Below are 6,787 nucleotides of genomic sequence, written 5' to 3' on the forward strand. Positions count from 1 at the left end.
GCGCCGACGGCGCCATCGAGTACCTGGGGCGGACCGATCACCAGGTCAAGATTCGTGGCTTGCGCATCGAACTCGGTGAAATCGAGTACCACCTCACCCGGCAGCCTGAAGTCAAGGAGGCGGTGGTGCTGGCTGTGCGCACCTCTTCGCCTGCTGCACAAGGCGATCAACGGCTGGTAGCGTATGTCACGCCGGCCACTGCGCCCAGTGCCCCCTCCCCTGACATCGCGTTCCTGCAGCGTGTGCTGCCCGGGCAACTCAGAACCGTCTTGCGTGGCGTGCTGCCCGAGCACATGGTGCCCAACGCCCTGGTGGTGCTGCCGACCTGGCCCCTGAGTGCCAACGGCAAGCTGGACCGCAAGGCCCTGCCGCTGCCGGATGAAACGGCCTTCGTGCACCATGTGTATGCACCGCCAGACAACGAACTGGAGGCAGCCCTGGCCAGCATCTGGCAGGACCTCCTGCAGGCACCTCAGGTCGGCCGCTTCGACAACTTCTTTGATCTGGGGGGGCACTCCCTGCTCGTGATCAGGATGGCCGAGCGCCTGCGCCCCATGGGCTGGCATGTGGACATGCGCACGGTGTTTGAAACACGCACCTTGGCGGAACTGGCAGACGCCCTGGTTCGCCGCGACGTGTCCGAGCCAGCGGTGCCCGTCAATCTGATTCCCTCAGAATGCGCCCACATCACGCCGGCCATGTTGCCCCTGATCTCGCTCAGCCAGGCGCAGATCGACCGCGTCGTGGCCGACACCTGCGGCGATGCGCGGCTGGTGCAGGACATCTACCCCCTGACACCATTGCAGGAGGGCATGCTGTACCACCACGTGGTGGCGCTTCAATCAGCGTCAGGCATGGGGGACGCCTACATCATGCCGATGTTGGTACGCACCGCCTCACGCGCGCAGCTCGATACCATGCTGACAGCCTTCCAGCAGGTGATCGACCGCCACGATGCCTTGCGGACGGCCGTCTGCTGGGAGGGCTTGCCTCGCCCCGTTCAGGTGGTGTTGAGAAGCGCAACGCTGCCGGTAGATCACCTGCCCTTGCAGGGTGAGGATGATGTGCTGGCGTGCTTGCAGGCGCGCATGCAGCCGGAAAACCTGCACATGGCGCTCAACCGAGCCCCCCTGGTTCGCGTTGAAACAGCGCAGGACGGCGACGCCTGGTATGCCTTGGTCTACCTGCATCACCTGGTGGACGACAACTACTCCTTGCAGCGTGTACTGAGCGAGTTGCGACTCTTCATGAGTGCGCCGCATGTGGCCTTGCCGCCGGCTGTGCCTTATCGCGGCTTTGTGGCCCGTGTGCTGGCCAAGGCCGAGCGCAGCGATGCAGCAAATTTCTTTACCCGCTATCTTGCTGGCGTGGACGAGCCCACAGCGCCTTTCGGACTGCTGGACGTGCATGGTGACGGCAGTGCGTCTGAAGAAGCCAGCTTGAGCATCAGCAACAGGCTGTCGCGCAGCGTGACCGAGCAGGCGCGGCGCCATGGTGTGGCCACCGCAGCCGTGTTTCATGCTGCCTGGGCCCTGGTGGTGGCGCAAGCCAGCGGGCGAGATGATGTCGTGTTCGGTACGGTGCTCAGCGGCCGTCTGCATGCCGGTGAGGGCGCAGCGGAAACCGTTGGCGCCTTCATCAACACGCTGCCCCTGCGGCTGGCCTTGCAGCATTGCACGGCGCGCCAGGCTGTGATGCAGGTGCAAGGTGACTTGCTGAGCCTGAGTGCGTGTGAACACGCGCCCTTGTCGCTCGCGCAGCGGTGCAGCGATCTGCCGGCAGGTACGCCCCTGTTCACCGCGGTGCTGAACTTCCGGCACAAGCAAGATGATGCGCCCCTCGACGACCTGGAACTGGCGCCCGGCATCGAGCTGCTGAGCGCGCAGGAGCGGAGCAACTATCCGCTGGTGATGTCCATCGACGAGGCTGGCGGGCAGTTCAAGCTGAAGGCGCAGGTACCCGCACATGTCGGTGCCAAGCGTCTGGCGCGCATGCTGGAAACGGCGCTGACATCCATGGTGGCGGCCCTGGCTGGCACGACAGATGTGAGCGCGCTGTCGCTCAAGGTCTGGCCCGATGACGAATTGGACCTCGTGCTGCGCCGCTTCAACCAGACCACCGAGCCCCTTGCCCGGGGTGTGCGGGTGCCGCAGCTTGTCACCGAGTGGGCGATGCAGCAACCAGACGCCGCCGCCATCGAGATGCAGGGCGAGATCCTGAGTTATGGCGAGCTGGACCAACGCGCCAATCAGTGGGCGCACCATCTCCGCCACATGGGCGCAGGCCGTGGCAGCATCGTGGCGCTTTGCCTGCCCCGCAGCCCCGATTTGATCACCGGGCTGCTCGCCATCCTGAAATCGGGTGCGGCCTATGTGCCTGTAGATCCCAGCTATCCTGCAGCGCGCATGGCCCACATGCTTCAGGACAGTGGTGCGCAGTTCATCGTCACGGATGCCGGCACGGCGCCTTCTTTGCCCGCAACCGAGGCCAGATTGCTGTTGGTGGACGCGGATGCAACGCTGTTGAGCGCCTGCAATACCCACACGCTCGAACCTGGTGATGGCGCATCGGATGAGGATCCCGCTTATGTGATCTACACCTCCGGCTCCACCGGCACGCCCAAGGGCGTGATGGTCAGCCATGCCGGCCTGGTCAACCTGGCCAGACGTCAGCAAGCGTCCCTGGGTGTGACGAGCCAGAGTCGGGTTCTGCAATTCGGCTCGATCAGCTTTGACGCCAGCATCTGGGAATGCCTGCTGGCCTGGGGCTCGGGCGCCTGCCTGGTGTTGGCGCATCGAGAGGATTTGCTGCCCGGCCCGGCGCTCTACGGCACCTTGCGTGACCACGCCATCACCCATGCCTTGTTGCCCCCTGTGGCCGTGAGCATGATGCCCTCGCACGATGGGCTGGATGCCTTGCAGGTCTTGTGCGTGGGTGGCGAGGCCTGCCCGAGTGGACTGGCCCAACGCTGGGCGCGGCCCGAGATGGGCCGGCGTCTGGTCAACTTGTATGGCCCCACCGAGGCCACGGTGTGCGCGACCAGCCACGAGTGCACACCTGATGAAGCGGGCGCCGTACCCATAGGCAAGCCTCTGCCGAATGCCCAGGTGTATGTGCTCAATGCGCGCATGCAGCCGGTTGGTGTGGGCGTGGTCGGCGAGATCCACATCGGCGGGGCGGGCGTGGCCTTGGGCTACCTCCACCGGCCTGAGCTCACAGCCGAGCGATTTGTGCCAGATCCCTTCTCGCCGCATGGCGGCCGCCTGTACAAGACAGGCGATCTGGCGCGCTGGACCGCCGATGGCAGCCTGGTGTACCTCGGCCGAAATGACCAGCAGGTCAAACTGCGCGGCTTCCGCATCGAATTGGGAGAGATTCAGTCGCATCTGCTTTCGCTGCCTTCGGTGCGCGAAGCGGTTGTCCTGATCGAGCAGGACCAGGCTCAGCAACCCAGGCTGGTGGCGTATGTCACGCCAGCACCGACCGCACGAGGCCCGGACGATGACGCACTGCGCGCTGAGGATTTGCGCGCAGCCATGCGGGTAGCCTTGCCGGCCTACATGGTGCCCAGCGTGTTCCATGTGCTGGATGCCCTGCCCTTGACCGCCAATGGCAAGCTGGACAAGTCCAGGCTTCCTGCCTCCCTGGCATGCAGTGAGGACGCCTCGGCGGGCGACAGCCCCCAAGGGGAGCTCGAAGAGCTGCTCGCCAGCATCTGGCGTGAGTTGCTGGCCGCGCCGGCGATCCAGCGCCACGACAACTTCTTTGACCTGGGCGGGCACTCCCTGCTGATTGTTCAGATGCTGGACAAGCTGCGCGCCCATGGTCATGTGGTGGACGTGCGCAACGTGTACGCCGCGGCCGATCTGGCCGACATGGCTGCGCGAATCGAGGCGATGGGCGAGCTCGTGGGCCCCGCCGTGGCCACGGTGCCAGCCAATCTGATCGAGGTGGGTTGTGCCGCCATCACCCCGGATATGCTGCCTCTGGCCACGCTCTCGCAAGCGGAGGTGGATCACCTGGCGGCCCAAGTACCCGGTGGCATCAGCAACATCCAGGACATCTATCCGCTGGTCCCGCTTCAGGCAGGGATGTTGTTCCACCGACTGTTGAACCCCGAGGCGGGCGATGCCTACATCCTGCCATTGGTGCTGGAGTTCGATGCGCACGACCGGCTGCAATCCTTCGTCAGTGCCCTGCAAGAGGTCGTGAATCGGCACGACGTCCTGCGCACTGCCGTGTACTGGAGCGGTTTGGCCAAACCCATGCAGGTGGTCTGGCGCCAGGCCAGCCTGAGCCTGGAGCAGTTCGAGTTCTCCAGCGCGATGCAGGATGGCGACACACGGCGTGAAGAGTTCCTGTCCTTGATGTCGATGGCCCACATGCGCATGGACATGGGCAAGGCGCCCTTGATCCGCCTGGTCGCGGGGCACATCGATGCCGACAAATGGATGCTGTCCTTGAACGTGCATCACATGGTCTGTGACCACGTCTCGCTGGAGGTGGTGTTGCAGGAGGTGCAGGCCTGCATGCGTGGCCAGTCGGCCATGTTGCCAGAGGTGGTGCCCTACCGCGATTTCGTCTGGCGCAGCCTGCAACGAGGCACCGACGAGGAAGCGAGCCGCTACTTCACGCAGCGGCTCGCTTCGGTCGAGCAGCCCTGCACCTTGTTCGATATGGCCGATGTTCACGGTGGCGGCCAGGCCTTGCAGGAGGCCCGGCAACCATTGAAGCCTGAGATCGCGCTTGGTTTACGCGCGGCTGCTCGCCAGTTGGGTGTCAGCCCTGCTGCCATCGTTCACGTGGCGTGGGCCTTGGTGGCCGGGCGTTGCGCGGGACAGAGCGACGTGGTGTTTGGCAGCGTGCTGTCTGGCCGCATGCAGGGTGAGGCCAGCGGCCATGCGCGCGCCCATCAAGGCCTGGGGGTGTTCGTCAACACCTTGCCCGTGCGGGTTGATCTGCGCGCGCAAAGCCCTGGCGAACTGGTTCGGGCCACACAGCGGGATCTGGTCGAACTCATCCGATTCGAGCAATCGTCCCTGGCCATGGCGCAGCGATGCAGTGGCGTGCAAGGCGACGAGCCCTTGTTCAACGCCGTTCTGAACTACCGGCACAGCGCCGCAGAACAGGCTAGCCTGGGCCAGTTGGATGGCGTGCGCGTGGTGGCCAGCCTGGAGCGCACGAACTACCCGCTGAGCATCTCGGTTGATGACTATGGCACCGGCTTTGGCTTGAGCACCCAGACGCGATGGCCCGCTGATGCAGGGCGCATCAACGCGTACATGGAAACGGCGCTGACTTCGCTGACGCAGGCGCTGCAAGCCGAGCCGGATGGCGGGCACTCCCCTAGCCTGACGCAACTGGAGGTGTTGCCCGCGGTCGAAAAACGGCTGCTGCTGGACACGTTCAGTGTCAGCGGCAAGCGTCAGGTCCCGGAACTCGGCATGGCGCCTGAAGTTCACCAAGTGCACGCCCTGTTTGAAGCACAGGCCCGCATGCGTCCAGATGCGCTGGCCATGCGCTACGGTGACCAGCAGTGGTCTTATGCCCAACTGGATGCACAGGCCGATGGCCTGGCTGCCTACCTGCAATCGCTTGGGGTCGAGGCCGATACGCTGGTGGCCATCGTGGTGGACCGTGGGCCGCAAGTCATCCTTGGCTTGCTGGCCAGCCTGAAGGCCGGCGGTGCCTACGTGCCGGTGGACGCCAGCTACCCCGTGGAGCGGATCGCCTACATGCTCGGGGATGCCAGACCGGCGGTCATCCTGACCAGCGCGCAAACCCACGAGCGGGTTCGGGCGCTGGAGGCCGCGGCTCAGGCTGTAGTGGTGAACCTGGATGCGGTCACGCCCTGGCACACCTCACCAGCCACACCTTTGAAGCCATCGAATGGCCATGAGGCGGGGCGCCACCTGGCCTATGTGATCTACACCTCGGGCTCAACCGGTCAACCCAAGGGCGTGATGGTCGAGCATCGTGGGCTGTGCCAGTTGCTGGCCGCTTCTGTCTCGGTGCTCGCGCTGGATGAACACAGCCGCGTCCTGCAGTTTGCCTCGACCAGCTTTGACGCGTCTGCCTGGGAGTGGATGATGGCGCTGTGTGTTGGCGGCAGTTTGCATCTGGCCGATCAGGCTGACGTGCTGCCAGGCCCACCGCTTCAGCAAACACTTCAGCGCCATGGGATCACCCATGTGTTGTTGTCGCCGGCCGTGATGAACGCCTGGCCCCTGGGTGAGGCTGCCAACAGCCTGCGGACCTTGATTGCTGGTGGCGACGCCTGCCCGGCCGCTTTGGCCAGGCAGTATGCGCGGGGGTGCCGTTTCGTGAATGCGTATGGGCCTACAGAGGCCTCTGTGTGCGCGACGCTGGAAATCTGCGATCCCGATGAACTGGACAAGGTCGATGCAGGCGTGGCCGTGTCGATCGGGCGGCCACTTGGCGGGGCCCACATCCATATCCTCGACAAGTTCGGCCGGCCCGTGCCCATCGGGGCTACCGGCGAGATCCACATCGGCGGCGATGGCGTCGCGCGTGGCTATCTCCATCGCCCCACCTTGACGGCAGAGCGCTTTGTGCCCGATCCGTTCAGCCAGGACGTGGACGCGAGACTCTACAAGACCGGGGATCTGGCCCGTTGGCGCGAAGACGGTCGCATCGACTATCTGGGGCGGCAGGATCACCAGATCAAGGTGCGGGGCTTCCGCATCGAGCCAGGCGAAATCGAAGCCCGGTTGCTGGCTCAGCCTGGTGTGCAGGAGGCGGCCGTGCTGGCCGTCAAGGCTGGTAG

At 64.9% G+C, this 6,787-nt stretch carries 1 protein-coding gene; it reads left to right on the forward strand.

All coding sequences use genetic code 11. The annotated features are described in order from the left end of the window. Positions 1-6,787, forward strand: a 6,787-nt coding sequence (locus VFW93_RS17920; RefSeq protein ID WP_329695314.1) for a non-ribosomal peptide synthetase, incomplete at both ends; no start/stop codon positions are given.

Origin of the sequence: Aquabacterium sp., from assembly GCF_036279675.1 — a bacterium.
GTDB lineage: Bacteria > Pseudomonadota > Gammaproteobacteria > Burkholderiales > Burkholderiaceae_C > Aquabacterium.